Consider the following 25,225-nt stretch of genomic DNA (forward strand, 5'->3'; position numbering starts at 1 on the left):
GATGAAAACGCCACGTCCTCAAAAAAGACTTTGTCTTTTTCTGCGAAGTACTTTCAAAGAAGTAGTTCTAGTGTGGCGACATCGGCACTAGCACGTCCTATGCATCGGAGCTGGATTCAGTCATCTTCAAAAAGTTATTCACCATCATTAAATTTTATATTTTCCTAGACAGACAAAAAAGCAGAGCACGCAGGCTCTGCTTTTCAGTCTTCATCTTTGATGTCCGGATCAGGAGGCAGCGGCTCGCTCAAATATTCCTGGAGCTTAGCACGGTACTTCTCCACTTGTTCAAAATAATTAGAAAACTGATTCTTATTGATCAACACCTGTTGACCATCATCAATACTTTTTATTTTATTTTCTATAACCAATTTATGAATATAAGATACCGGGACATCCAGATATTCAGCAGTTTCCTGTATCGTCAAATACATTAGATCACCTGCTCCTAATAAGATTTATCACAGCTAACCATCCTATGTTTTCTTTAAAAAGTATGTGTCGAAACTGAAATAGACTGTTGATGAATATTATATCACTTTATCATTTTGGTATAATTGTTTTATATAATGCTTGCTTATATGAGACAACTCATAGAGAGTGGTGACAAAATGACAGACGATCGGAGAAAATCTAAATGGGAGAAAACGAGACAGGCAGGAAAAGGGAAATACATAGCCCTTTATGGCCTGCTTGGGTTCGGGGGCGTTTTTGTACTGGTTTCCCTCCTGTTCCAGGCATTCCGGGAAGACAGCATAACTTTCGACTATGTTGTACAACGGATTGTCATCGGGCTGATTGCCGGAGCTTTATATGGCTGGGTCAGCTGGAGGTCTAATGAAAAACGATATCATGATCTCACGTGATATTTTACTCCCGTTTAAATCTAAGCGGAGTGCAATCTTAATGGGCTCCGCTTTTTATAGCAGAAACCATAATTCCAATCAAAACTTCCTCATTAAATGTAAATTCAATATTCTTCGCCAGCTGTTTATCAAAGTATCCAATTATTGCAGCTCCTGTCTTTGTACGTTCATGGTAATTTTTTTCATATAATTCAATGACGCGTTCTTTTGTAGCCCCAATGGTTACATTACGGGCGGTAGCATGGCGCTCATGCGAAAGAATATAGCCAATGATACTTCCATCCTCCACCTTGAATTCTAAATTATTATAGACATAGTAACGGCTCGGTGGGGTATCCACCTCTTCCACTTTCGCAGGTGTACCGAAAACTGCTACAAGTTTTTGCTCCGAGGCACCTAAAGAAACTTCTTGGATTTCTTCTGCAGATAAATCAATGCTGTAAGTTTGATCATAAAAGTCCATTTTATCTTTTGAAGTGCATCCAGTAAGCAACAGACCTATAGTGAGCAACAAAGCCACCGAAAATTTCACTTTCACCTTTTTTCCTTCTGAACAACAAGCTCTTGCTAATTACGCTATTTCACTAATTCCATCCGGCATAATCAGTGCTGGAAGAGAGTCGTTAATCATTACCACAATGGTTCTTCTTTACTGCTAAGCTCATAATAAAATGGAGAAAGACCCATGACGACCATAAATATGATCATTCCAAAAACAATATAGAACAACATAGAAAAATTAAATAGTAACACGACAAACATCGGTATTATTACAGATAAAACCATAAAGCCTCCACGCTTCCGCGTCTTAGCAGATGCATACTGCTTTTCTCCACAGTAAGGACACGCTGCTTTACTGCTTAGCATCAATTTACTGAAAACCGTTTCTCTCCAAGTCCATTTCTTTTTACAATTATCACACACTGGCATGTTGATGGCCTCCCTTACCAATTTTATTTATAAATATTAGCCCGTCCATTCGTGCTCAAGGATACTCATCTCCCACAGGCTCCAGTATTCATCCCCGACTTTCCTGTAGTCACGAAGCAGCCCTTCTTTTTTGAAGCCTGCCTTTTCATAACAAGAAATTGCTGAAGCATTGAAGTCGAACACACCTAAACTAACACGGTGCATCCCTAAATCATCGAATGCGAATTTCACAACTCTTTTAATCATTTCTTGGCAGATTCCCTGCCCTCTATAATTCTCATCGGCTACCAAAACTCTGCCAATTCTTGCTGAACGATTATCTCTATCTATACTTGCCAAGGAAATGTGACCAATCACGGCACCTGTTTCTGTATGTACGACTTTGTAGATGAATTTTTCTGCCTGGTCATGATTGGCCCCTGAAATGTATTCTGTCAACTGGTGCTCATCTAATGGAAAATGCAAAGAAGGGCCGGCCCACTGCATCATGAACTCTTTTGAATCTATCCACCGAATTAGTTGTTCAAAATCATCCTGCGTAAAATACTGAAGTTCAATCAAAACTATCGGCCTCTCTCTCATATAGTAATATTCTTTCTTTTAAATCCTTTTTTTCTTGACTTTCCCGCCAAATAATAGTTGCATATATCTGATCGATATCTTCCTTTTTGATAACTTCATCGCTGTCCATTTTAATTCCTTCTATCGTACCAATTTGGTGATTGACAATATTCATATCGCTGCCCGATACGGAATAACTTTGAATTCTTTTATCCTTTCCATGCGTTACAACCTGAATTCTCATAGATAAGTAATCAGAAACATATTCCTCTATGTTTTTCATTGCCAACTTGCCATTTCCAGACTTATACCGTTTCTCGTCATATTGGAGCTCATAACCTTCTATTTCCCAATGTTCACTTTCACCACTCAAGACCAAATGAAATTGGTATGGTTGTGCGTCCTCCCTACTATCACTACATCCAACCAGCAAAAAAATAAGCATAAACAGATACAAGCTCTGATTCGACTTCATAGAATTCCCACCCCGTTTTCAACAAAATCGCCATATTACCGACTATATTAATTATTTCCCGCGCAATAATTTTCAATTTCGAGTGAATGATCTCTATTTCCCATCATATTTTGACGGCTTTTGTAGCGATAAAGGTTTTGATGTAGTTATCAATCAGGCGTTTTCCACCGAAATCATCTTCATAAAAACCAGTGATTACATATCCAGCATCGATTTGGCCTTGAATTTGTTCTTCCAATGTGTGACCAAATTCGACCGTCCGGTTATTTTCCACATGACACTGTAGTTCTTCTTCCGAAATTGAGGTAAGACCTGAAAACGGAATCGAGTGTTTCACATCGAGGATGCCTTTTTCTTCCTGGTCATCATCAAACAGGTACAAAAGTGGATTAGTGAAACCGGCTATAAGCGTGCCGCCATTCTTTAAAACTCTATAAGTCTCTTTCCATACAGGCAATATACTTTCTACAAATACATTTGAAACCGGATGGACGATGAGATCAAACGAACCATCCTCAAAGAAATACAAGTCAGACATATCGCCTTGTATCGCATCTAGATATAACCCTCCCCTTTCAGCCACAAACCTGTCTTGTTCCAATTGCATATCGGATATATCGACTACCGATACATCTGCTCCAGCAGCTGCTAACACAGGGGCTTGCTGCCCTCCCCCGGAAGCTAAACAAAGAACTTTGATCCCTTTTAAAGAGGATGGAAACCATGATCTTGGCACTGGTCTTTCAGTGGTGACTGTTATTTCCCACTCCCCTGCTTTCGCTTTTTCAATTGTTTCACTGCTTACCGGTTTTGTGTAGACGACTCCATCTTCCACTTTTTTATCCCAAGCTTTTTGATTATGTTTTACTAGTTTCATATCCGTCTTCTCCCTTTTCAATTAAAACTATTCCACTTAATACTTTAGCATATAACACTAATAATTTTTCCATTAATATCCTTATTCCTCATGAAAAAGGTTTTTCCCATCCTTTCGAGAATGTGTTACCTTAACAAAAACGACTAGGAGGTGCAGGCATGAGCGAACAAATTATTTCGCTGAAAGGAATTGAATGGAAGCAGAAGGATAAAACCATTTTAAAAGATATTACCTGGAATGTTGAAAAAGGAGAACACTGGGCACTGCTGGGGTTGAACGGCTCAGGCAAAACCTCCCTTCTCAATATGATTATCGGCTACCAATGGCCAACCAATGGAGAAGTTACCGTATTAGACCGTCGGTTTGGCGAAACAAATATACTGGAGCTGCGTAAATCTATCGGCTGGGTCAGCACTTCACTGGATGAACGCTTCAAGCATCATGGCGGGGAAACTGCCAGCGAGGTGGTGTTGAGCGGAAAACATGCCACCATCGGTATTTATGATGAAATCACAGCAGAAGATATAAACAGAGCCAACCACCTTTTACAACAATTCCGAATTGGGCATCTTGCCGGGCAGAAGTTCTCTTCCCTATCTCAGGGTGAAAAGCGGAAAACCATGATAGCACGTGCGTGGATGGCGTCACCAGAACTGTTGATTCTGGACGAGCCATGCAGCGGACTGGATATCTTATCAAGAGAAGAGCTGCTTCAGACAATTGATCAGATGAATCATTCAGCTGACGGTCCCACCTTGATCTACGTGACTCACCATACGGAAGAAGTCATTCCATCGATTTCACATGCTCTGCTGCTTCATTCTGGACGTATAGTGGCTAGTGGAGAAAAACACAGAACGTTAACCGAGGGTAGCTTACAAGAAACTCTTGAACTTCCATTAGCTCTTGAGTGGGATAACGGCCGCCCCTGGATTCGTGTACAATCACACAATATCAATCCATCCATTGATTTTAATAATAGTTATTGACTCTCACGTTACGTGATAGCTTATAGTGAAAGCGATGGGAGGGATCCGAATATGAAAGTAAAAGAAGTTGCTGAACTGGTTGGTATAAGCGTGCGCACGCTGCATCATTATGATGAAATCGGGCTGTTGAAGCCAGACATGACCACAAATGCCGGCTACAGGGTCTATTCCGATGCCAACCTCGAAACGCTGCAGCAGATTCTATTTTTCAAAGAAGTTGGTTTTCCGCTTAAACGGATCAAAATGATTCTTGAGGACCCTTCCTTCGATCGGGAGGAAACGTTGGAAATGCACCAGAAAATGCTGGTGGAAAAACGCCGACGCCTGGATCAGGTGATTGATACGGTTGAAAAAACACTCCAACATTGGAAGGGAGAAATTGAAATGACTGCAGAAGATAAATTCAAAGGATTTGATTTCAGTCATAATCCTTATGAAAAAGAAGCACGGGAATGCTGGGGAGATAGGGCAGTAGATGAGGCCAACAGGAAGGTCAATGGGATGAGCGAAGCAAAGCAGGAAGAAATCAATGAATTGTACCGGGAACTGGCATCGATACGTCACCAGGACCCTGCTTCTAAGGAAGCTCAGGAAGCTATTGCTAAATGGTATGGCCTCTTAAATGAAATCGGCAGCTATTCACTGGAGGCCTTCAAGGGATTGGGACAGATGTATATCGCCGACGAACGTTTCACGAAAAATATAGATCAGTTCGGTGAAGCCCTGGCCCAATTCATGGCGGATGCCATGGCTGTTTATACCGATAACCGACAATCAGACTAATCATTCCATAATATGGAGGCCCCGGGGTATTAGTGAAACACCCCAGGACCTCCATATTTTTTATCATTAATTGAATACGATTGTTTTGTTTTTATGCACAAGGATGCGATCTTCCAAATCCCATTTCACACCACGGGCAAGTACACTACGTTCGACTTTACGGCCGATTTTTTTCATATCTTCTGCATGGTCACGATGGTCGACACGCATGATATCCTGCTCAATGATCGGCCCTTCATCCAGATCATTAGTGACATAATGGGAGGTCGCACCAATCAGTTTTACTCCTCGTTCATAAGCACGCCCATAAGGATTCGCCCCAACGAATGCCGGCAGGAACGAGTGGTGGATATTGATGATCCGTGATGGATAAGCGGCTACGAAATCAGGTGTCAGGATTTGCATATAACGAGCCAAAACGATTTGGTCAACGTTATATTCTTCCAGCAGCTCCAACTGTTTCGCCTCTGCTTCCTTGCGAATATCTTTATTGGCTGGGATATGATGAAACGGGATGCCAAATGATTCTACCAATTCCCTTGCATCCTCATGATTGCTGACAACAAGGGCAATATCAGTTACTAACTCGCCGCTATGCCATTCCCATAAAAGCTCACGCAGGCAATGCAGCTGTTTGGAGACAAAAATTGCCGTTCTCCTCAGTTCATAAACGAATTTTATATCCCACTTCATGTTGAAGTTTTCGGCAACAGCCCGAAACTTACTCTTCATTTCTTCTTCTTTCCCCTGTAATCCAGGACAATCGAATTCAATCCGCAAGAAAAATGTGCCCTCATAAGCATCGGTCGTATACTGGCTGGACTCCATGATGTTGGCTCCGTTTTGAAAAAGGAAATTAGAAACAGCCCCGACAATCCCCGGCTGGTCTGGACAACAGATCAGTAGTCGTCCCTTATCTTTATTCGCTTCTTGAAAATTGTGTAGGTGTTGGTGTGTAGTTTCAGGCATAGTAATCTCCTTTGCATGTATTAAAAGTTAGTTTAGCCTTTAGCTTTTCGCTTTATCCTATAACAAAATAGCAGCTGACAGCAAATCAAAATCCCCTCACTTGAGGAGGGGATTGATTTGACCAAGCCTGCCCCCTTTTAATGGAGGATAGGCGTGATTTAAATTGCTGGGTTTCGCTTATATTAGCGACTTTCCGGATATATTTGCGAGATTAAAGGTATATTTGCTTTTATTCATTTATTTGCAACTGCCCAATTAATTATTGAGCCTGCGAATGATTTCCTTCTTCGTCATCACCGAAATCATTAGGAATGAATCTTTCATCAATACCAACTTTGCTGAAGTTTTTGCCGAAATACTTGATCATGCTGGCATGGGCTTGTGCTTTAATCGGCTCATCAATGTGGGAAACAACACTGTAAATGGCATAAATGATAGCAAGGCTGTCATCTGCAAAACCGACGATAGGAATGAAGTCAGGAATAACATCGGCCGGGAAAATCAAATATCCAAGTGCCCCTGCTACCGTAAGCTTGTCTTTTTTCGGGGTTTTCGGGCTCTTGAATGTGTAATACAAAAGAAAACTATAGTAAGCGATCTTGGAGCCGAGCAATAAGGCATAGCGACCCATTTTGGCAAAAAATTTGTTCTCAGAAAAATATTTACGCCCTGTTTTCACTGCTTTGGCGGGATTGAAATTCTTCAGTTTTTCATTATATTCTTTTTCTTTACTCATCATCTGATTCTCCTTTTCGAAAAAAGTAGTACATTTATTTTACCTTCCCCGATTACACCGTTGTCAATCATTCTCTTCTACTAGAAAATTCGAAAAATTCACTTCTTCCCCTTGTAAAATTCATCGCTTTAGTGTAAGTTAGTGAGAACCAATTAAATACTAACTCGATTATTTCTTATCTAGAGAGGCAGAGGGACTGGCCCGTTGAAGCCTCAGCAACCACTGGTGATACCAGAAAGGTGCTAATTCCAGCAAGTTGTACCAACAACTTGGAAGATAAGAAGAGGAACTTATCATTACAAAGTCTTCTTCTTATGGGAAGGCTTTTTTTATATTTACCCATGATTTTTCAACGAGGAGGAATTATAAATGACCGATCATTCGTATTCTTTTCAGACACGCGTGCTTCATGGAAATCATAAGTTCGACCCGACTACGGGCGGAGTAAGCGTGCCAATCCAGCAGGCGTCCACTTTTCATCAAGCAGACTTTGACAATCCGGGAAAATATGATTACAGCCGCTCCGGAAACCCAACAAGAGAAGCCTTGGAAGAAGAGATTGCCAGACTCGAAGGCGGCAATCAAGGGCTTGCGTTCGCCTCCGGCATGGCTGCCATTTCAACCTCGTTCATGATGTTGTCCAAAAATGACCATGTGGTCATTACAGAAGATGTTTACGGAGGCACATTCCGGCTGGTTCACGATGTCCTGCACCGGTTCGGAATCGAGCATACTTTCGTAAATATGACGGATCTGCATGCTGTTGCGACAGCCATCCAGCCGAATACTAAAGTAGTGTACATCGAAACACCAGCAAATCCTCTCTTAAACATAACCGATATCAGCGCTGTCGCAAAGCTCGCAAAAGCGCACGGCTGCTACACTTTTGTCGATAATACATTTATGACCCCAGCCCTGCAGCGGCCACTGGAACTTGGTGCCGACCTGGTGCTGCACAGTGCCACTAAATTCATTGCGGGGCATAGTGATGTCGTGGCCGGTCTTGCAGTTACGAACCATCCGGAGATCGCCGCTCAGCTCCCATATTTGCAGAATGCGTTCGGATCGATTCTTGGCCCGCATGACTCCTGGCTCGTTTTACGCGGATTGAAGACACTGGACTGCCGGTTGAAACAGTCCACCGAATCAGCAATCAAAATTACAAAGTATCTAGCCGATCATCCATTGGTCGAAGAAGTATATCATCCAAGCCTTACTACTCACCCGGGCTATTCGACCCATAATTATCAAGCGTACGGTTCCGGTGCTGTCCTTTCGTTCCGGCTAAAAGATGAAGCGGCCGTTCGAGAATTTTCTAAACACGTAGAAATTCCGGTATTTGCCGTAAGTCTGGGAGCTGTGGAATCCATTCTTTCCTACCCGGCGAAAATGTCCCATGCATCCATGCCTGAACAAGAAAGGCTGAAGCGGGGCATCACCGACGGACTGCTGCGCCTATCTGTCGGTCTCGAAAAAGCCGAAGATATCATCAAAGATTTTGACCATGCATTGCAGCAAACCACCAAGCTGGAAGTCGAACTAGGAGGATAACGAATGAGATTAGATCAAGCACTTCAAGAAAAAACATTAATCGGAGACGGTGCGATGGGAACCCTCCTCTATTCTTACGGGGTCGACCGCTGTTTCGAAGAAATGAACTTATCCCATGCCAAAGAAGTACGGAATGTTCACAAAGCTTATGTCCGTGCAGGCGCAGATGTCATTCAGACAAACACGTATGGGGCCAATTATATTAAATTATCCCGCTATGGGTTGGAAGATCACGTTAAAGCGATCAATACGGCTGCCGTCCAGCTGGCAAAAGAGGCGGCCGGTGAAGACGCCTATGTAGTAGGTACCATAGGTGGCATCCGGGATATACAAAAAGAAATCCCATCAATGGAAGAATTGAAACGCAGTTTCCGCGAGCAGCTCTATTGCCTATTGATGGAGGATATAGACGGACTGATTTTTGAAACCTTCTATGACCTGGAAGAACTGACGACGGTTTTAGAAATTGCACGACAAGAAACCGATCTTCCATTGATTACGCAAGTATCGATGCATGAGCCCGGCGTCATGCAGAATGGCATGCCGCTTATGGATGCGCTTCAACTGTTGGAACAAAAAGGTGCTGACGTTGTCGGTGTCAACTGCCGGCTTGGGCCTTATCATATGATTCAATCATTGGAAGACGTTCCATTACCTGATAAAGCAGTGCTTTCCGCATATCCGAATGCCAGTCTGCCAGATTACGAGGATGGAAGATTGATTTATCCCACTGATCCAACTTACTTCCGAACGAGCGCGCTGGATTTATACCGCCAGGGTGCACGTCTGATCGGCGGTTGCTGCGGAACTACCCCGGAACACATTGCAGCGGTCGCAAAAGAAGTGAAAGGCAGACAGCCGATTACTGATAAAGTAGTCCCTATTAAACATCCTTCTGTCCCGAAACAGGCGGACGCCAGTAATCGAGAGGATCACCTCCATGATATAGCAAAGGAAAGACGTTCTATTATTGTCGAGCTCGATCCGCCGAAAAAACTGAACACCGAAAAATATCTGCGCGGAGCAAAGGCATTGAAAGATGCCGGTGTCGATTCGGTCACGCTGGCGGACAATTCCCTTGCCTCTCCCCGTATCAGCAATACGGCGATGGCGACAATCATCAAGCAAGAGTACGCGATCAACCCGCTTGTCCATATCGCCTGCCGTGATCGGAACTTGATCGGCCTCCAATCTCACCTGATGGGACTGCACACGCTTGGCATCCGTGAGGTGCTTGCCGTAACCGGAGACCCTACGAAAATCGGGGACTTTCCCGGGGCTACCTCGGTGTATGACTTATCGTCATTCGATCTGATTCACTACATCAAGCAGCTTAACGAAGGCATCTCCTTTTCTGGTAAATCTTTAGGGGAAAAAACTGATTTTTCGGTTGCTGCTGCGTTCAATCCGAATGTACGTAACCTGAACCGGGCTGTCGGCCGCTTAGAGAAAAAGATTTCTTATGGCGCCGACTATTTCATCAGCCAGCCGGTGTACTGTGAAAAACAGATGGTGGAAGTCTATGAAGCTACGAAACACCTCACAACACCTATCTATATTGGCATCATGCCGCTGACTAGTTCACGGAACGCGGAATTTTTACATCATGAAGTTCCAGGTATCAAGCTTTCACAAGAAATCCGGGAAAGCATGGAAAAGCACAGCCACGATAAAGAACTTTCCCAGGCAGAAGGGATCGCGATTGCCAAATCGTTGATTGACGCTGCGCTTGATTTATTTAATGGCATCTATCTGATCACTCCTTTTCTACGTTATGAAATGACGGTAGAATTGACGGAATACATCAAACAACAAACTGAAAAGCAGGAAAGGAAGATTTCCAATGGCATCCACATCATTTAAGGAACATCTGGCCAGAAGAATTTTAGTATTGGATGGTGCGATGGGAACGATGCTTCAACAGGCAGACCTGACCCCGGAAGACTTTGGCGGGGAAGCTTATGACGGGTGCAACGAATACCTGAATATCACTGCTCCCCATGTGCTGGAACGAATTCACACCGAATACCTGAAAGCAGGCGCTGATATTATCGAGACCAATACCTTTGGGGCGACGAGCCTAGTTTTGGACGAATATGACCTTGGCCACTTTGCTGAGGAGATCAACATCAAAGCAGCACAGCTAGCCAAAGAGGCAGCTGATTCTTTTACAACGGCAGAGAAACCACGATTTGTAGCTGGTGCGATGGGGCCGACGACAAAGACCTTGTCCGTCACAGGGGGAACAACCTTCGATGCCTTGGCAAAAGCTTATGAAGAACAGGCTCGCGGCCTGATTACCGGCGGTGTCGACCTGCTGCTTTTGGAAACATCTCAGGATATGCTGAATGTAAAGGCAGCCTACCTCGGAATCACAAGAGCTTTTGAAGCGACTGGCACTGAACTGCCACTAATCATCTCAGGAACAATCGAGCCGATGGGGACGACACTTGCCGGCCAAAGCATTGAAGCCTTTTATATTTCACTGGAGCATATGAACCCGGTTGTGGTCGGCCTGAACTGTGCTACTGGACCAGAATTCATGCGCGATCACCTCCGCTCCTTATCAGACCTGGCGACAACAGCAACGAGCTGTTATCCAAATGCCGGACTTCCCGATGAAGAAGGAAACTATCATGAAACACCACAGTCACTCGCTGCAAAAATTGCCGGTTTTGCGGAAAAAGGCTGGCTGAATCTTGTCGGAGGTTGCTGTGGGACGACACCAGACCACATTAATGCGATCGCTGAAGCTGTGGAAGGTTTGGAACCACGGACCGCGCCAGATACTCATCCCCATGCCGTTTCGGGAATCGAGCCATTCATTTATGATGACAAAAATGACCGGCCGATTCTTGTCGGTGAACGGACTAATGTCATCGGCTCCCGTAAGTTCAAACGGCTGATTGCTGAGGAGAAGTTCGAGGAAGCATCGGAAGTTGCCCGTGCACAGGTGAAAAAAGGTGCCCAGGTCATCGATATCTGTCTTGCCGACCCTGACCGTGATGAAGCGCAGGATGTGGAAGCATTCATGAAGCAAGTCGTCAACAAAGTGAAGGTGCCCTTAGTCATCGACTCGACGGATGTGGAGGTCATCGAGAAAGCGCTCAAGTTTTCCCAGGGTAAAGCGATTATTAACTCGATCAACCTCGAAGACGGAGAGGAACGCTTCAAAGAAGTGCTGCCGGTCGTGAAAAAATTCGGAGCGGCGGTGGTTGTAGGTACGATTGACGAGGAAGGGATGGCGGTCACTGCTGAGCGAAAGCTAGAGGTAGCCAAACGTTCCTATGATATCCTTGTTGGCGAATACGACCTTGACCCAGCCGATATCATCTTTGATCCACTCGTCTTCCCAGTCGGCACCGGGGATGAGCAGTATATCGGTTCAGCCGAAGCTACCATTGAAGGGATTCGCCTGATAAAAGAAGACTTATCGGAATGCCAGACGGTGCTTGGCGTCAGCAATGTCTCTTTCGGACTGCCGCCTGTAGGACGTGAGGTGCTGAACGCGGTCTATCTCTATCACTGTACAAAAGCAGGACTCGATTACGCGATTGTGAACACGGAAAAATTAGAAAGGTATGCTTCTATTCCGAAAGAAGAAATTGAGCAAGCCAATAAGCTGCTTTTTGATACTAATGACGATACACTGGCGGCGTTTACCGCCTTTTACCGTGGCAAGAAAAAAGAAACGAAAGTTCCAACCGAGACAATGACACTTGCCGAACGGCTTGCACATTATGTCATCGAGGGAACGAAGGAGGGACTTCTTCCTGACTTAGAACAGGCTCTTGAAGCGTACCCTACTCCACTTGCAGTCATCAATGGTCCGCTGATGGACGGTATGGCAGAAGTTGGGCGCCTCTTCAACGATAACCAGCTGATTGTTGCAGAAGTTCTGCAAAGTGCAGAAGTGATGAAGGCATCCGTTGCATTCCTCGAACCTCACATGGAAGTTGCGGATTCCTCGAGTAAAAAAGGGAAAGTTCTGCTCGCCACCGTCAAAGGCGACGTCCATGACATTGGAAAGAATCTCGTCGAAATCATTCTAAGCAACAACGGCTTCGAAGTGGTCGACCTTGGTATCAAAGTGACTCCGTCAGAGCTGATTAATCAAATCAACCAGGAAAATCCTGATTTTGTTGGGTTATCCGGCTTGCTCGTCAAATCCGCCCAGCAAATGGTGCTGACCGCACAGGACCTGACGCACCAGAAGATTTCCATTCCGATTCTTGTCGGCGGAGCTGCTTTGTCCCGTAAATTTACATTGACCAAAATCTTGCCGCAATATGAAGGGCCGGTTTTTTATGCGAAAGATGCGATGGATGGTCTGGCGCTGTCCAACCGTCTCAGCAACAAAGAAGAACGGGACGTACTGGTCGGCGAACTCCATGAAAAACAGCAGGCTGCCCTCGCCAAAAATGCGGAACGAGAGCAGTCTCAAGGGGGGACTGCAGTAGCCGTCAAGCCGAAGTCTGCCGTTTCAACCGAGGTACCTGTCTACCAGCCACAGGATTATAAACAGCATGTGCTCCGGAATTATTCCGTCGACCACATTGAACCCTATATCAATATGCAAATGCTGATTGGTCACCACCTTGGACTGAAAGGCAAGTTTTCCAGGTTGATAGCAGAGAATAATGAAAAAGCCGTCCACCTGAAGGGCGTAGTCGACGATTTGTTGACGAAAGCTAAAATGGAGCGCTGGATCGAGCCATCTGCTCTCTATCAATTTTTCCCTGCCCAATCGGACGGAGACGATGTCATCATCTATGACCCGGCTGATGGAAAAACGGAAATCGAGCGGTTCACCTTCCCGCGCCAGCCGCGGGAACCGTTCCTCTGTTTGGCAGACTACCTGCGTCCTCTATCCAGTGGGGAAATGGATTATGTCGGATTCTTCGCCGTCACTGCCGGAAAAGGGATTCGCGACCGCGCAGAGGCCTTAAAGGAACATGGCGAATACCTGGAAAGCCATGCCCTGCAGGCACTCGCACTTGAAACCGCAGAAGGCCTCGCCGAACATGTCCACCAGCTGATGCGTGATAAATGGGGATTCCCGGATCCTGTCGATTTCACGATGCAGCAGCGGTTCTCAGCCAAATATCAAGGCCAGCGCTACTCCTTCGGTTACCCGGCCTGTCCGGATTTAGAAGATCAGGAAAAATTATTCAAACTGATTAAGCCTGAACAAATCGGCGTCGAGCTGACCGATGGCTTCATGATGGAGCCCGAAGCCTCCGTCACCGCCATCGTGTTCGCTCATCCAGATGCCAGGTATTTCAATGTCTATTAAACTTGAAAAGGCAGCGACTCAGTCGCTGCCTTTTTGAGTATTCATTTCTTATCCAAGGTGTTTATTCTGATGGAGATCATATATTGTCCCATAATTCGGTAATTGGTCTAGTAAACGTCTGTGCGTTCTAATAACTCTTTAATTTTAATAAATATTAGTTTTTGTCTAGTATATTTTGAAAAATGTCTAGTACCTGTACTTTCAGTAAATGAACATTGTGTCTAGTAAAAAACGCTCCCCATAACTGAAAAGGGATACCTATTTGAGTTAGCCTTGGCCATTTACAATTAATGCATATGACGGAGCAGCATGCTTTCAGACGGCCCTAGTGTCACCGTCAGCTCACCGTCTTTCGCCTCAAACACACGCTTTTTATTCTCCATGTGCTGCCACTTCCCTTTTCTCACCATCAGCGTCACTTCCCGGTCTTCATGGATATGACGGTTGAACAAATAAATCATATGTTCATCGCTGGCACTCCCGCCAAAATTATCGACCCCATTTTCAATCCACCGTTCAAAGGAATAGACGTCAGGATGAAGGGAATGAGATTTCCAGCAGCCGGTACGTAACGCCGGGTGCTCGCGCCGCCATTTCCCTACCTTTTTATACCACTCTACGAGACTATCATCTTCCCTGCTCCACGGATACGGCTTACGGTTATCCGGGTCGCTGCCGCCGGTCAAACCTGCCTCATCTCCATAATAAAGTGATGGCACTCCCGGAAAAGTGTAGAGCCACAAGCTCAGTGCTTTAACTTGCGCATCAACAATGACAGCTTTGTCGTCCGCTTCCATGTCTGCCGGCAAAAACAGATCGAGCATCGTCTTGATTCGCTCGACGTCATGGCTGGATAACATATTCATCAAAGCATAAAAATATTGCTTCGGATAGTGTTCGCTCAAGGTCAACAGCCGCCGTTCAACATCATGGGCATCGGCGTCGCCACTCATGAACGCAAGCATCAGCCCCCTCAACGGATAGTTCATGACCGAATCCAATACACCGCCAAGGAAATACTCCCTCCGCTTACCATGGCCGATTTTTGTGGTAGCATCTTCCCACACCTCTCCCAGCAAAACACTGGATACGTCTTCTTTTTTCAACTGCTGGTAGATTTGCTTGATCAAATCATCGGTCAGTTCATCAGCTACATCGAGGCGCCAGTGCTTCAGCCCGTATTTTTGCCAGTACTTCAGGACACTATCTTCATCATGGATTAAAAAGTTCTGGTAGCTTTCATCGTCTTTATTGACGGTCGGAAGGGTTCCGACGCCCCACCATGATTCGTATTCATCGGGGTAGTTATGGAAAATGTACCAGGAATAATAAGGCGATTCTTTCGATTGATAGGCTCCCAGTGAATCATACTGGCCGCGCTGGTTGAAATAGATGCTGTTGCTTCCGGTATGATTAAAGACACCGTCAAGCATAATTTCAATCCCGCGTTCCTTTGCCTTCCGGGCAAGTTCTGCTAAATCCTCATTGCTGCCAAGCAGCTGATCAACCGTATGATAATCACCGGTATCATAGCGGTGGTTGCTTTCTGCTTCAAAAACAGGATTCAAGTAGATCACCGTGACACCGAGCGATTCGATATAGTCGAGCTTTTCCATGATTCCTCGGATATTTCCACCGAAAAAATCCCACCGGATGACCGCACCATTTTCATCTCGGATATAAATCGGGTCGTTCTCCCAATGGCTGTGCATCAAACTTGTCTTCGGGGCTTTGGCAAGCTCGCGTTCACCAGCCGCATAGAAGCGGTCAGGGAAAATCTGATAGATGGTACCATGCTTCCACCACTCTGGTGTTTCATAGCCAGGATCATAAACGGTAATCTGCCAGGACGGAGGCACATGATCATACACTACCCCATCGCCGCTTTCTTCGATGTTCCGGCGTCCGTAAAAAAACTTGCCATCCTCAAGCTGGATTTCAAAATAGTACCAGACCAGCTGAGGTTCATCCGGCATGACGATTGTCGTCTCATATCCGGAAAACTGGTGCTGCTCCGCATAGATATCCATTTCCTGCGTCTGTTCTTTATCCGTTTTATCCAAAATGTAATGAAGGATGACGCTTGAAATACGGTAGCGGTTATGGATATCGATGGTGAGTGTGACATTCGAGCCATTCGGTGCAGCACCGAATGGCTCGCGATATTGTGTTTTAAAGCTGTTATGATAAACGTCATTTGATTTCATACTACGTCCTCCTCCATTCATCAATCACTTGAACGTGTTCACCGGTGCAATTCGCCAGATATCCGCAGCATATTCCTGAATGGTCCGGTCACTGGAAAATTTTCCAGCATGTGCGATATTGATCAGACTTTTTTTGCCCCAGGACTGTTTCTCTTGGTAATCGAAGTTTATCTGCTGCTGGGAAGCTGCATAAGCAGCAAAGTCTTTCAGGACAAAAAATTCATCGTTATGATGCACGAGAGAATCGTAGATTTCCTGAAACTCTGTATCGCCTTTTGAAAAAGGGCTGTAATGAATCAGCTGATCAACAGTGAGTCGAACAACTTCGTCTGTTTCGTAAACTTGCTTCGAAGAGTAGCCGCCGGACCGGTAATATTCCAAAACTTCCTCTGAGCTTAGGCCGAATGTGTAGATATTGTCATCTCCGACAAGCTCATGTATTTCTACATTGGCACCATCCATTGTTCCAAGCGTCAACGCTCCATTCATCATCAGCTTCATGTTCCCGGTGCCGGAAGCTTCTTTGCTTGCAGTGGAAATCTGTTCACTGACATTGGCTGCCGGGATGATTCTTTCCGCAAGGGAAACAGAATAATTTTCCAGAAAAACGACTTTAAGCTTGTCGCTTACCACCGGGTCATTATTCACTACGTCAGCAATCGTATTGATCAGCTTGATGATTTTCTTGGCATAGTGGTATCCCTGTGCTGCTTTCGCTCCGAAAAAGAAGGTTCTCGGTGCCATATCCAACGAAGGATCCATTTTAACCTTATTATAAATATGCATGATGTGCAGGGCATTCAAGAGCTGGCGCTTATATCCGTGAAGACGCTTAATATGAACATCAAAAATCGATTGCGGATCAAGAGAGATTCCTTTTGTCTGATAAACCCAGGAAGCGAGCTTTTCTTTATTTTTTTGCTTGATATGATTTAAACCATCCAATACCCCTGCGTCGTCCCGATATGCCAGCAGGTCTGTCAGCTGGGCAGGTTCATTAATCCAATCTTCGCCGATTGTGTCTGTAATGAGTCCGGCAAGCGGTTTATTGGCATGCATCAGCCAGCGCCTGTGTGTAATGCCGTTCGTCTTGTTGTTGAATCGCTCCGGAAATGTATCATAAAAAATTTTCATTTCCCGCAGCTTTAAAATCTCGGTGTGCAGCCTTGCCACTCCATTGATGCTATGGCTGCCAACAATCGATAGATGTGCCATCTTTACCTGACCATCAGCTATGATGGCAAGTTCAGCGATACGGTCGAATTCTCCAGGGTACTTTTTCCATAATGACTGGCAAAACCGCTCGTTAATTTCTTCAGTGATCATAAAAATTCTCGGTAGTAACTGACGGACCATATCCACCGGCCACGCCTCCAGTGCTTCACTGAGTGTCGTATGGTTGGTGTAGGAAACTGATGCTTGCGTGATTTTCCAGGCTTCTTTCCACCCCAGCTGCTTTTCATCCATCAATACCCGCATCAGTTCCGGAATCACCATCGCCGGGTGGGTGTCATTGATATGAAGAGCAACTTTTTCAGGAAAAGCAGACCAGGGCAGATCCAGCTGTTCAAAAGCACGCACAGCGCTCTGTACCCCTGCCGATACTAAAAAGTATTCCTGTTTCAATCGCAGCCGCTTCCCTTCTTCGTGGGAGTCATCGGGGTATAAGAATTCCGAAATTGCTTCCAGGGAGCGCTTGTGGCCGAGAAAATTTCCGAACTCGTTCAGCCTTGCCGCTTTTTTGATCGTATCATCCAGGTTCGCTTCTACGGACCAGAGTCGCAGCGTGTTGACGGTATCACTGTTATAGCCGACAACCGGGACATCGTAGGGAACTGCCTGGACCTGCTCGTAATCATAATGGTCAAAATGAAGGTTGCCATCTTCATCTTCACTCGATGACACATGGCCGCCGAATCGGACTTCCACAGCTTCTTCCGGTCGACGGACTTCCCAGACAAATTCACGGGACAACCATAAATCCGGGAATTCGATCTGGTTGCCATCGATGATCTGCTGATCGAACATTCCATATTTATAGCGGATTCCATAGCCATGGCCGGCAAGACCTAACGAGGCAAGTGAGTCCAGAAAGCAGGCAGCGAGTCTGCCCAGTCCACCGTTACCAAGTCCTGCGTCACTTTCTTCTTCCTCCAATTCACCAAGGTCGAATCCTAAGTCTTTCAAACCTTCCGCGACAACATCGACCAGTTGCATGTTCAATAGATTATTCCCCATCAATCTTCCAATCAGAAACTCCATTGAAAAATAGTAGACTTGCTTTTCCTTTTCTTGTTCATAACGCTGATTCGTCTCCAGCCATTTTTTTCCTATCCTTTCACGCAACAGCGAACCAAGAGCTCTATATGCATCCACCTCTGTAGCGGTTTCAACTGTCTTGCCTAGCTTAGCTTCGAGCTTCTGGGAAAATGCCTGCTTGAATTCCTCTTTGTCGCTGAACATTACGCTTTCCTCCAATTCATCCTGCCCTATTCCATTGCCTGCGCATACACCTCACGATACCGGCGTGCAGAATACTTCCATGGAAATTGACTTTTCGTAATATTTTTAATGAGTGGTTTCCAGAGCTCTTTATCCTGATAAAATTCAAGTGCCCGACGGATGGTGAACAGCATGTCATGGGCATTGTAATTCGCAAATGTGAAGCCGTTCCCTTCCCCTGTTTGTTCATTGTATGGCTGTACGGTATCAGCAAGACCACCTGTTTCCCGGACAATCGGGACAGCCAGGTAGCGGAGTGCAATCAATTGTCCAATGCCGCATGGTTCAAATCGGGACGGCATCAGGAACATGTCGCTCGCTGCGTACACTTGACGGGAAAAGGATTCACTGAATAAGATATTCGCGGACATCTTCGTTGGATACTTCGATTGTGCCCATTGAAACATTTGTTCATAATCGTAATCACCTGTACCAAGTACGACTAGCTGGATATCCTCGGTATCCAGCAGTTCATCGATGACCCGGGCGATCAAATCGAACCCTTTTTGCTCAACAAGCCTGGAAACGATGCTGATCATCGGAACATCGCTTCGCACCGGAAGGCCCAGTTCTTTTTGCAGCCAGAGTTTATTATGGCATTTTTTCGTCAGGGAACTTCGGTAGGGGAAGGCGAGCGCCTCATCTTTCATCGGATCATAATCTTTAATATTGATGCCGTTCACGATTCCGATCATTCGATCGGATTTGCTCCGTAATACTCCATCTAGGTTTTCCCCATAATAAGGCGTTTGAATCTCTTTTGCGTAAGTTTCACTGACAGTGGTAATACGATCAGCAAAATTCAACGCCCCCTTCATGAAGTTGATGTCCCCGAAAAACTCAAGTCCTTCCGATGACATCAGGCGCTCGTCCAGCTCCATTAAGTCATATAAAACTGCATCCGAGAAAACCCCCTGGTATTTCAGGTTATGGATAGTAAAGACTGTTTTCATATTTTCAAAGACAAGGTCTTCCTTGTAATGGGTGTGAAGGAAGACAGGGATTAAACCGCTCTGCCAGTCATGGCAATGGATGACATCTGGTGTCCAGTCGAGCTCTTTCACCATTTCCATTACGGCGCGGTTGAAAAATACGAACCGTTCCGCTTCATCCCCGTACCCATACAAATTCGAGCGCTTGAAATAATATTCATTATCAATAAAATAGACGGTAACGCCATTATGTTCGATATATTCGACGCCGGCATACTGATTGCGCCAGCCAAGTGTCACGTTCAATTCCAGCAATGGTTTCATTTGAGCTTTCCATTCATCGCTGATTTCCTGGTATTTCGGAAGGACAATACGAACATCCTCCTCCTGCTCCTGCAGTGCCTGCGGAAGTGAACCTAGCACATCTGCAAGTCCGCCTGTTTTGATGAATGGGGTGCATTCGGATCCTACCATCAATATTTTCATCCTGTTCACTCCTTTTACCTGTTCATTTCATCACATGTAGGAAGAGGAAAAAGATTGCCGTTATAGGCAATCTCCTACATGGAAACCCGTTTTGCTACGACATAAGGCTTTTCGGGGACTCCAATCAACGTCCGGCTGTTAGAAATACGACAGTCCTTATCCAAAATGACATTTTCTAATACCGCATTGCTGTCGATTTCACAGCGCTGCATAATGATCGAGTTTTTGATTACTGCCCCTTTGGCCACTTTTACACCTCGGAACAAAATGCTGTCTTCCACATGTCCGTCAATGACACAGCCATTGGCGACCAGGGTATTGGCAACTTTTGAATCCTGTGAATACTTTGTCGGAGGCTCATTTTTCACCTTCGTGAAAATAGGCGCTTCTTCTTTGAACAAATCCTCATGGTTAGCCCCGTTTATCAAGCTCGCACTATGACGATAATAGCTTTCAATTGAATTGATCAGTGCATGCGCTCCTTCGTATTCATATGCATGAATATGGATTTGCGGCAGTCTCGCTTTTATTCCATCGAGGAAAAAGTGAGAACAGCCGTGAGCGATGCAATCTTCAATCATCCTATATAGATAATTCTTCTCAAGGATATACATGTCCATATAGACATTGGTACTGCGCTGGTCATTATGGATATCCGTAACACGGCCACTTTCATCGATTGTCAGTTTATGGGCACGCTTATGTTCCGGGTAAAGCTCATCCACTTTTTTATAAACGACAGTTACATCAGCACCTGATGCTTTATGTTCCTCCAGTACATCGCGGAAGTTGATGTTGCAGATATTCTGTGTCCCGGAGACAACCACATAGTCGGCAAACGTACGAGTGATGAAATCGATATTATTATGAAAATGCTGAAGGTCACCTTGGGATATGTCCGTCGGATCGTTCCAGTCCGGAGGAAGGATGAACAGCCCGCCCCGTTTACGATCCAAATCCCAGGCTTTCCCCTGCTCCAAATGATCCATCAGTGACCGATATTTCCTGCGGGCGAAAACAGCAATCGACTCAATCCGGGAGTTGCTCATATTGGATATGGTAAAATCGATCATCCGGTAGCGTCCGGCAAAGGGAACAGCGGCACTGCACCGAAAATAAGTCAGCTCATCCAATACGTCCTGTTCATGGTCTAGATTTATGATTCCTGCTATACGATCCATCGATTAGCCTCCTCCTATTTAATGATTTGCTCCAAATAACTTTTTGCTAAAACACTGTCTTCATCAGCAACTAATGTGATACCGCTGTCTAGTGACGGGTCGCCGATGACAGCCCCATCCTCTATGACACTTCCCGCTGCGATGATTGCACGGTTGATCGTCACATTTCTACCGATTTTAACGTCCGGCATGACGACCGAGTCACGGATGGTGGAACCTTCCTGGACATGGACCCCATAGAAGATGACGGAATGGTCAATCGATCCATGAATACGGCAGCCTTCATTAATAAGCGCATTATGAACGTTCGCTTCATGTGAAATATACTGAGGCGGCTGATTCGGACTTTTTGAATAAATTCGCCACGAGTGATCATTCAATTCAAGCTCAGGCTTCTCTTCGAGTAAATCCATATTGGCTTCCCATAAACTCGCAACCGTCCCGACATCTTTCCAGTAGCCATCAAATGTGTAGGCCATCATCTTCTTGTAGTCTCCTAGCATCGCCGGGATGATATCTTTTCCAAAATCGTGGGAAGAACTTTCATTACCGGCATCGTCAATCAAATAACGTTTCAAGACATCCCACCGGAAAATGTACACGCCCATCGATGCTAAATTACTTTTCGGATTTTCCGGTTTTTCTTCAAATTCCGTAATCACACCGTAGTCGTTGGTGTTCATCAAACCGAACCTGCTCGCCTCCTCCCAGGGAACTTCTATGACTGATATGGTCGCATCCGCACCGCTCGCTTTATGGTAGTCGAGCATATCACTGTAATCCATTTTGTAAATATGGTCTCCAGACAGAACAAGCACATGGTCCGGTTCATACTGGGTGAGGAATTTGATATTTCGATAGATGGCATTGGCGGTTCCTGTGTACCAGCCGCCACCTTCTTCGGACTGGACGTATGGCGGCAGCACAGAAACCCCGCCGTATTTGCGGTCGAGATCCCAGTCACTTCCGATTCCGATATAACTATTCAAAATCAATGGTTCATACTGGGTGAGTACACCTACGGTATCAATACCTGAATTGGTACAGTTGCTCAATGGAAAATCAATGATTCGGTATTTCCCGCCAAAATAGACGGCGGGCTTTGCAATCTGCTTGGTGAGTGATTTCAGCCTTGTTCCCTGCCCGCCGGCTAATAGCATCGCTACACATTCTTTTTTCATGATTTAATCCCCCTTATGTCCATTGGTTCGTTTCCAAAAAGTCACCGCAAGCGGTGGTATCGTCATCTTGATATGATGGTTCTGACCCTGCCAAGGTTCTGGAATAGATGCCGCTTTTAACCCATTCATCTGCCCGGAACCACCAAAATGTTCCGCATCACTATTGAATATTTCCTCATAATGTCCCGGCTGCGGGACACCGACTTTATAATCGTGATAGACTACTGGAGTAAAATTGCAGACAACCAAAAGCTGGTCTTTCGGCGTTCGACTGCAGCGTATAAATGATAGGACACTCTGCTCAAAATTATGGGGATCAATCCATGAGAAACCATCTTCATGGTGGTCCAACTCCCATAATGCCGGCATGTCTTTATAAAATTGATGCAGCTGTTTCACATAGTCCAGTGCGGAGGCGTGGGAATCATAATCCAACAGCTCCCAATCGAGGTCCTCCATGTCTTTCCATTCATCGAACTGACCGAATTCCGAACCCATGAACAACAGCTTTTTACCAGGATGGGCGTACATGAAAGCCAAAAACGCCCGTAAGTTGGCGAACTTCTGCCAGTAGTCACCCGGCATTTTATTCAACAATGATTTCTTGCCATGAACGACTTCATCATGAGAAATCGGCAGGACGAAATTCTCGGAAAAAGCGTAGAACAAGGAGAACGTGATGAGATTATGGTTGTATTTACGGTGCACTGGGTCCATTTCCATATAGCGGAGCATATCGTTCATCCAGCCCATGTTCCATTTATAGTTGAAACCGAGTCCGCCGATATAAGTCGGAGCGCTCACCAGTGGATAAGACGTGGATTCCTCTGCCATCATCAATACATTCGGGACTTCTTCAAAAATCGCTTCGTTCATTTTTTTAATGAATGCGATTGCTTCGAGGTTTTCTCTGCCTCCGTGCTCATTCGTTTCCCATTCATCGTTTTCCTTACCGAAATCTAGATAAAGCATGCTGGCTACCGCATCGACACGCAAGCCATCAAGGTGGAACTCCTTCAGCCAATATATTGCATTTGAAATCAGAAAGCTCTGCACTTCATTGCGGCCGAAGTCGAACGTCAACGTCCCCCATTGCGGCTTCTCCGCTTTCAAAGGATTCTCATATTCATAGAGTGCCTCTCCATCGAACCGGCGAAGACCATGGGCATCTTTGCAAAAGTGACCCGGTACCCAGTCCAGAATCACACCGATGCCATGCTGGTGGCACTGGTCAACGAAGTAACGGAAGTCATCCGGTGTCCCATAGCGGGAGGTCACCGCATAATATCCTGTAGTCTGATAACCCCAGGAGCGATCAAACGGGTGCTCTGCTATCGGAAGCAGTTCAATATGGGTGTAGCCCAATTCTTTTACATAGGGAATAACCTGATCTGCATAATCACGGTAATTATAATAGACTTCGGGTTCGATATTTTTCCATGACCCTAAATGCAATTCGTAGATGGAAATAGGAGATTCATAGAAATTCATCTCATCGCGGCGCTTCATCCATAGATCATCATTCCATCGATAATTGTCTAGAGGGTAGATGACCGAGGCTGTATCCGGCCGCAACTCACTGGAAAATGCGTAAGGATCTGCTTTCAACTGCAGATGTCCGTGGGGAGTGAGGATTTCATATTTGTAAATTTCCCCTTTTTCAAGGTGAGGAATGAACGTATGCCAGATCCCATTTTCGTTCCATTTCTTCATCGGATGTTCCCTGCCATCCCATTCATTGAAGTTGCCGACTACACTGACCTGTTGTGCATTCGGCGCCCAGACCAGAAATCGGGTGCCTGGAGTTCCATTTTGTATATCTCGATGTGCCCCGAGAAGTTCATAGCTGTATCGGTGGTTTCCTTGGTGAAATAAATAAACGTCATGCTCTAAAGCGGTAAAATCTAACAATCTACCACTCCCCTTCTGGTTGATTTTAAACCCGTACAAGTAAACTTGTATTACTAGCATAAGATGTTCTTATCACGATTACAATTATTTTTATGCTAATTTTCAGACATATTTTGTCGCATTATGTCTTGATAACGGTTACACGGGAACTTTCTTAATTATCAGGCTTCCAGGAGGGCTAATGGTGAAGTAAAACTTGTTGATTTTTCATAAAAATCTTGTTCAACTAAAGGTCGTGTTGTGGAAAACTCATTTTCAAGATAGCAAGGGTTCTTTACCATAAAAGAGTGAGGGGTGGTTGGGAAACTACTCGCTTTCCTGCGGGGGACCTAGCGAGCTTCCTCGGGCTATCGCCCTGTGGGATCTCGCCTTGATCCTTCTCCCGCGGGAGTCCCCCAGTTTCCCAACCAACCCTCCGAAGGATGAGAGAAACGAACCCCTGCGATAGATGAAGATGTCTTCCAGAAAAAATTGGAACTATGATGCAAGTAACAGTGCACTATTATGAATAGCTCTATATTTGTTTGAAGAAAGCCATACCGATGTTTTCGTTTTATTCACCATCGCAAGGAGGTCCGGGAAATTGCGAGACTCCTCGAAAATGCTACGCATTTCCATCGTGCAGAGTTTATTCAAGAAGCTTATTCAAAGTCCTATGGGAAAATAGTACATGGTGAGATCCCGCAGGGCTTTGAAATGACCCCTTAATATTGGACACTTTTTAATTCAAGCAGTTAACTGGGCACGTTCTCGGTATTTGACGGGACTCATGCCACTTAACCTGGATTTGAT

20 protein-coding genes and 1 riboswitch are annotated in these 25,225 nt (G+C 45.2%); of the genes, 6 read left to right on the forward strand and 14 right to left on the reverse strand.

The window, feature by feature from the left end; translation table 11 throughout:
• Positions 1-203 precede the first annotated feature (203 nt).
• The gene (locus BLV00_RS05840) at positions 204-434 is read right to left on the reverse strand and encodes an excisionase family DNA-binding protein (protein WP_093043352.1); all 231 of its coding nucleotides are present in this window, start codon (positions 432-434) and stop codon (positions 204-206) included.
• A gap of 147 nt (positions 435-581) precedes the next feature.
• Here BLV00_RS05840 and BLV00_RS05845 point away from each other — a divergent pair, with 147 nt between their 5' ends.
• Positions 582-866 (forward strand): hypothetical protein, encoded by a 285-nt coding sequence (locus BLV00_RS05845; RefSeq protein WP_176791344.1) that lies wholly within the window; start codon positions 582-584, stop codon positions 864-866.
• Between the two features lie 37 nt (positions 867-903).
• Here the strand turns inward: BLV00_RS05845 and BLV00_RS05850 are convergent, their stop codons facing one another.
• From BLV00_RS05850 to BLV00_RS05870, 5 genes are all read right to left on the reverse strand, one after another.
• Complete coding sequence (locus BLV00_RS05850) at positions 904-1,404, reverse strand: hypothetical protein (protein WP_093043355.1); 501 nt, start codon at positions 1,402-1,404, stop codon at positions 904-906.
• A gap of 92 nt (positions 1,405-1,496) precedes the next feature.
• The gene (locus BLV00_RS05855; RefSeq protein ID WP_093043357.1) at positions 1,497-1,796 is read right to left on the reverse strand and encodes a TIGR04104 family putative zinc finger protein; all 300 of its coding nucleotides are present in this window, start codon (positions 1,794-1,796) and stop codon (positions 1,497-1,499) included.
• Positions 1,797-1,832: 36 nt separating this feature from the next.
• Entirely contained in the window at positions 1,833-2,357 is a 525-nt protein-coding gene (locus BLV00_RS05860) for a GNAT family N-acetyltransferase (RefSeq protein ID WP_093043359.1), read from the reverse strand.
• Entirely contained in the window at positions 2,350-2,832 is a 483-nt protein-coding gene (locus tag BLV00_RS05865) for a hypothetical protein (RefSeq protein ID WP_093043361.1), read from the reverse strand. The genes BLV00_RS05860 and BLV00_RS05865 overlap by 8 nt, the downstream gene beginning before the upstream one ends.
• 103 nt (positions 2,833-2,935) lie before the next feature.
• The gene (locus BLV00_RS05870) at positions 2,936-3,709 is read right to left on the reverse strand and encodes a class I SAM-dependent methyltransferase (protein WP_093043363.1); all 774 of its coding nucleotides are present in this window, start codon (positions 3,707-3,709) and stop codon (positions 2,936-2,938) included.
• 158 nt (positions 3,710-3,867) lie between these two features.
• On the opposite strand from BLV00_RS05870, the gene BLV00_RS05875 reads away from it, so the two are divergent.
• Both BLV00_RS05875 and BLV00_RS05880 read left to right on the forward strand, forming a co-directional pair.
• On the forward strand, positions 3,868-4,698 hold the full coding sequence (locus tag BLV00_RS05875) for an ABC transporter ATP-binding protein (RefSeq protein WP_093043365.1): 831 nt from the start codon (positions 3,868-3,870) through the stop codon (positions 4,696-4,698).
• A gap of 51 nt (positions 4,699-4,749) precedes the next feature.
• Positions 4,750-5,481: a MerR family transcriptional regulator gene (locus BLV00_RS05880; RefSeq protein WP_093043367.1), complete on the forward strand. Its 732-nt coding sequence runs from the start codon at positions 4,750-4,752 to the stop codon at positions 5,479-5,481.
• 66 nt (positions 5,482-5,547) lie between these two features.
• Here the strand turns inward: BLV00_RS05880 and purU are convergent, their stop codons facing one another.
• Positions 5,548-6,450, reverse strand: coding sequence for a formyltetrahydrofolate deformylase (purU, locus tag BLV00_RS05885; RefSeq protein ID WP_093043369.1), 903 nt, complete (start codon positions 6,448-6,450; stop codon positions 5,548-5,550).
• Positions 6,451-6,709: 259 nt separating this feature from the next.
• Complete coding sequence (locus tag BLV00_RS05890) at positions 6,710-7,186, reverse strand: YkvA family protein (RefSeq protein ID WP_245728846.1); 477 nt, start codon at positions 7,184-7,186, stop codon at positions 6,710-6,712.
• Between the two features lie 172 nt (positions 7,187-7,358).
• A riboswitch (SAM riboswitch) is annotated at positions 7,359-7,469 on the forward strand.
• 86 nt (positions 7,470-7,555) lie between these two features.
• Between BLV00_RS05890 and metC the strand changes: the two genes are divergently transcribed.
• Genes metC through metH form a run of 3 tightly spaced genes read left to right on the forward strand, consistent with a single transcriptional unit; the run spans position 7,556 to position 14,033 of the window.
• A complete protein-coding gene (gene metC, locus BLV00_RS05895; RefSeq protein ID WP_093043373.1) occupies positions 7,556-8,737 on the forward strand; it encodes a cystathionine beta-lyase in 1,182 nt (393 codons plus the stop codon).
• Between the two features lie 3 nt (positions 8,738-8,740).
• Complete coding sequence (locus tag BLV00_RS05900) at positions 8,741-10,600, forward strand: bifunctional homocysteine S-methyltransferase/methylenetetrahydrofolate reductase (RefSeq protein WP_093043375.1); 1,860 nt, start codon at positions 8,741-8,743, stop codon at positions 10,598-10,600.
• Positions 10,581-14,033 (forward strand): methionine synthase, encoded by a 3,453-nt coding sequence (metH, locus tag BLV00_RS05905; RefSeq protein WP_093043377.1) that lies wholly within the window; start codon positions 10,581-10,583, stop codon positions 14,031-14,033. Before BLV00_RS05900 ends, metH begins: the two co-directional genes overlap by 20 nt.
• A 287-nt stretch (positions 14,034-14,320) precedes the next feature.
• Here the strand turns inward: metH and BLV00_RS05910 are convergent, their stop codons facing one another.
• From BLV00_RS05910 to glgB, 6 genes are all read right to left on the reverse strand, one after another.
• The gene (locus tag BLV00_RS05910) at positions 14,321-16,240 is read right to left on the reverse strand and encodes a glycoside hydrolase family 13 protein (RefSeq protein ID WP_093043379.1); all 1,920 of its coding nucleotides are present in this window, start codon (positions 16,238-16,240) and stop codon (positions 14,321-14,323) included.
• 24 nt (positions 16,241-16,264) lie between these two features.
• Positions 16,265-18,703: a glycogen/starch/alpha-glucan phosphorylase gene (locus BLV00_RS05915; protein ID WP_093043381.1), complete on the reverse strand. Its 2,439-nt coding sequence runs from the start codon at positions 18,701-18,703 to the stop codon at positions 16,265-16,267.
• A gap of 26 nt (positions 18,704-18,729) precedes the next feature.
• Positions 18,730-20,160: a glycogen synthase GlgA gene (gene glgA / locus BLV00_RS05920; RefSeq protein ID WP_093043383.1), complete on the reverse strand. Its 1,431-nt coding sequence runs from the start codon at positions 20,158-20,160 to the stop codon at positions 18,730-18,732.
• Between the two features lie 74 nt (positions 20,161-20,234).
• Positions 20,235-21,341, reverse strand: a complete 1,107-nt coding sequence (glgD, locus tag BLV00_RS05925; protein WP_093043385.1) for a glucose-1-phosphate adenylyltransferase subunit GlgD — start codon at positions 21,339-21,341, stop codon at positions 20,235-20,237.
• A 14-nt stretch (positions 21,342-21,355) separates the two neighbouring features.
• A complete protein-coding gene (locus BLV00_RS05930; RefSeq protein WP_093043387.1) occupies positions 21,356-22,525 on the reverse strand; it encodes a glucose-1-phosphate adenylyltransferase in 1,170 nt (389 codons plus the stop codon).
• The gene (gene glgB / locus BLV00_RS05935; RefSeq protein ID WP_245728848.1) at positions 22,526-24,433 is read right to left on the reverse strand and encodes a 1,4-alpha-glucan branching protein GlgB; all 1,908 of its coding nucleotides are present in this window, start codon (positions 24,431-24,433) and stop codon (positions 22,526-22,528) included.
• Positions 24,434-25,225: the final 792 nt, after the last annotated feature.

The sequence above is a fragment of the Thalassobacillus cyri genome, from assembly GCF_900107755.1.
GTDB lineage: Bacteria > Bacillota > Bacilli > Bacillales > Halobacillaceae > Thalassobacillus > Thalassobacillus cyri.